The organism is Pelatocladus sp., assembly GCF_059505505.1.
Map to the genome: position 1 here is coordinate 1 of NZ_JCACKS010000163.1, position 3,754 is coordinate 3,754.

The 3,754-nt window shown below is 40.2% G+C and carries 2 protein-coding genes; one reads left to right on the top strand and one right to left on the bottom strand.

Annotated features, from left to right (window positions below; all coding sequences use genetic code 11):
• Positions 1-3,193 (top strand): non-ribosomal peptide synthetase (locus tag AC5JMK_RS13415; protein WP_495910320.1); only part of this gene is annotated, 3,193 nt, incomplete at its 5' end.
• Here AC5JMK_RS13415 and AC5JMK_RS13420 read toward each other — a convergent pair.
• A partial coding sequence (locus tag AC5JMK_RS13420; RefSeq protein WP_495910321.1) for a transposase occupies positions 3,183-3,754 on the bottom strand: 572 nt, incomplete at its 5' end. The genes AC5JMK_RS13415 and AC5JMK_RS13420 overlap by 11 nt on opposite strands.

Genomic DNA, 3,754 nt, shown 5'->3' on the forward strand with positions numbered 1-3,754 from the left:
TTGTACGTATTTACTTATCTTTACACAGTTTGGTTTTTTCACCTCGTTCTACTTAGACATCAAAATTTGGGCAGAAGGCGATTATTTACATTATGACGCTCCTAAAGGCAAGTTATCCTCTGTCTTGCGATCGCAATTAGTAGAACGCAAACAAGAAATTCTCGCATTCCTTCGTCAAGTCAATCTTAAAATTACATCCATTCAGCCTGCTTCACGAAATCAAGAAATTCCCTTATCTTTCGCCCAGCAAAGGCTATGGTTTCTCAACCAGTGGGAAGTTGAAAACTCCTCCTACAACGAATCTGTAGCTGTGCAACTGAAAGGTTTACTCAACTTATCTGCTTTGCAACACAGCCTCAATGAAATAGTGCGTCGTCATGAGGCTTTACGCACAACTTTTGTTTGTATTGACGGAAAACCGATTCAAACAATCTCTCCTGATTTGCATTTATCGTTGTCAGTCATTGATTTACGGGAAATACCCCAATGTCATCAACGCCAAGCCAAAGCGTTGAAGTTGCTTGCACAGGCGGCAAACTGCCCATTTCAACTAACTGAAGCGCCATTGCTGCGAACCACCTTAGTAAAATTAGAAGAAACAGAACACATACTCTTGTTTACAATCCACCACATTATTTGTGATAACTGGTCGATGGGTATTCTCTTGCAAGAGTTAGCAGCATTATACACAGCCTTTTGTAGAAACAAGCCTTTACCTTTACCAGAATTACCCATCCAGTATGCTGACTTTACTGTTTGGCAGCGACAATGGCTAACTGGCGATCGCCTCCAATCTCAACTCAATTACTGGCAACAGCAATTAATTAATTATCCTCCCATACTACAATTGCCTACAGACCGTCCTCGACCTACACTACAAAGCTTCTGTGGAAAAACGCAATCTTTCTCTTTATCCTCAGACTTTACTGAAGCACTCAAGGCACTAAGTCGTCAGGAGGAAGTGACATTATTCATGATGCTGCTAGCAGCTTTTGTCACCTTGCTTTACCGCTACAGCCAGCAGGATGATATTGCGATCGGAACTGCGATCGCCAATCGTAACTATAAAGAACTAGAAAGATTAATAGGACTTTTTGCTAATACCCTAGTGCTACGTACTAATTGTGCGGGCAATCCTACTTTTCGAGAACTGCTTCATCAGGTGCGGGAGCGTACTTTGTTTGCCTATGCTCATCAGGATTTACCTTTTGAGTATTTGGTAGAGCAGCTTCAGCCTGAACGCAACCCCAGCTACAATCCATTATTCCAGGTAATGTTTGTTCTCCAAAATTCTCCGGTGGAGGAATTAAAGCTTCCTGGTTTGGATTTGAATTTACTCCCCCTAGAAAATCAAACAGCTAAATTCGATTTAAGTTTGGTAATGCAAGAAAAGGAATGTGGATTGTATGGGGAGTTAGAATACAACACCGATTTATTTAACGCTGACACTATCTGTCGGATGGTGGAACATTTACAGATTTTGTTAACAGGTATTGTGGCTAATCCAGAACAACGCCTTGGGGACTTACCGATATTGACTCCAGCCGAACAGCAGCAATTGTTGGTGAGTTGGAATCATACTCAAGCCGATAACCCCCAGGATATCTGTATTCACCAATTATTTGCAGTTCAAGTAGAGCAAACACCAAATGCTGTGGCAGTTGTTTTTGCAGATCGGCAGCTAACTTACCAAGAATTGAACCAGCAAGCCGATGTTTTAGCCTATTACCTCAAGCAACTTGGTGTTAAACCAGAAGTAATCGTAGGAATTTGTCTTGAAAAATCATTAGAAATGGTAATTGGCATCCTAGCAATTTTGAAAGCAGGCGGTGCATATCTGCCATTAGATCCATCTTATCCACGGGAAAGATTGGCTTTTATTTTAGAAGATGCCAAGCCTTTAGTATTGCTTACCCAAACGCGACTAATTAAAGAATTATCGTTACACCAAACTAAAATTGTATGTCTAGATACATCCTGGCAAAATAATATCTCTGAAAGAATTACGCAACAATATGCAACTGAGGTTAAATCGGAAAATTTAGCATATATAATTTATACTTCTGGTTCTACAGGCACACCCAAGGGAGTAATGATTCCCCATCAAGCTTTGGTAAACCATAGTCTTGCTGCTGCCAAAATCTATCAACTCCAGTCAAATGATAGAGTTTTGCAATTTGCCTCTATTAGCTTTGATGTTGCCGCAGAAGAACTTTTCCCATCTTGGTTACGCGGTTCAACAGTTGTGATTCGCCCTGATTGGATACTATCTTTTTCAAATTTCCACCAATTCCTAGAGTCCGAAAAAATCACGGTTCTCAATCTACCTACTGCCTACTGGCATCAGTGGGTATCTGAATTATCTAATTCAAACATTGCATTGCCGCCTACATTGCGCTTGGTAATTGTTGGAACAGAACAAGTACAACCCGAAAAATTAGCACTATGGCAGCAACAGGTAGGCACTAAAGTTCGCTGGCTTAATGCCTATGGTCCTACAGAAGCGACTATTGGCGCAACAATCTACGAACCCGTCAGCGTGCAAGAAAACTTGCAATTTGCTAGTGTACCTATTGGTCGCCCCATAGACAACACCCAAATCTATTTATTAGACAAATACCTCAACCCAACACCTCTTGGTATACCTGGTGAATTGTATATTAGTGGTCTTGGTTTAGCACGAGGCTACCTGAATCGACCTGATTTAAGCGCCGAGAAATTTATTCCTAACCCCTTTGAGAAGGCAGGAGGTGATAGGTTGTATAAAACTGGTGATTTAGCCCGTTATTTACCAAATGGCAATATTGAATACTTAGGTAGAGCAGATAATCAAGTAAAAATACGTGGATATCGTGTAGAGTTAGAAGAAATTGAAGTCGCACTAACACTACACCCAGATGTACAAGATACCGTTGTGATTGCTCGCCACAGTCATGCCAAGGATACACAATTGATTGCCTATGTAGTCCCCTACAAGCAGCAACCTACTGCTAAAGAACTGCGAAACTTCTTGAAACAGCAGTTACCTGATTACATGATTCCGTCAGCTTTTATACTGATGGAAAACTTACCACAAATGCCTAATGGTAAAGTAGACCGTCAAAAACTTCTAGCACTAGAATTCAAGCAACCAAGTTTAGAGAAAGATTTTGTAGCACCTCGTGATGACTTAGAACTAGGACTTACGCATTGACAGAAAAATGACAATGTGTATTCAACCCTACCTGTTGTTTAAGGTGTTCCAAAATGAAGTCACGAGCCACCTGAAGAGATAAATTTCTTTGAAGTTCATACCAATTTTCAATTAACTCTTCCGCTCGCATTAATTCTAATTGAGTAAATGCACGGATTGCACTAAAAAAGTGAGTATGAACAGCCTCAGTTGTTCTCACCATAAACTGCTCAATTCCACATACCTGTTTAATAGCTCTGTGGTAGCATTCAATTCCCCAATGGATTGAATGTAATGACTTAAATTCCACCCTAGTAATTGCAATTAGTGCATCTTCATCTGGTACAAAAATGATGTAGTATCTTTTATCTTCGTTTTTGAAGATTTTCTGAAATACTTTTACTTTCCCAAAACTTTTTAGATACACAATTAAACCTTCTTCAGGTATTTCCAGGTTTTTGACTTGGGTATAATCTCGACCGTTAATTGAACATGAGCGATTTTTGGCTACGCCCATGAAAAACCCTAATTCCTTGTCTCTCAAGAACTTCAGATTTTCACGACTGGAATACCAAGCATCGC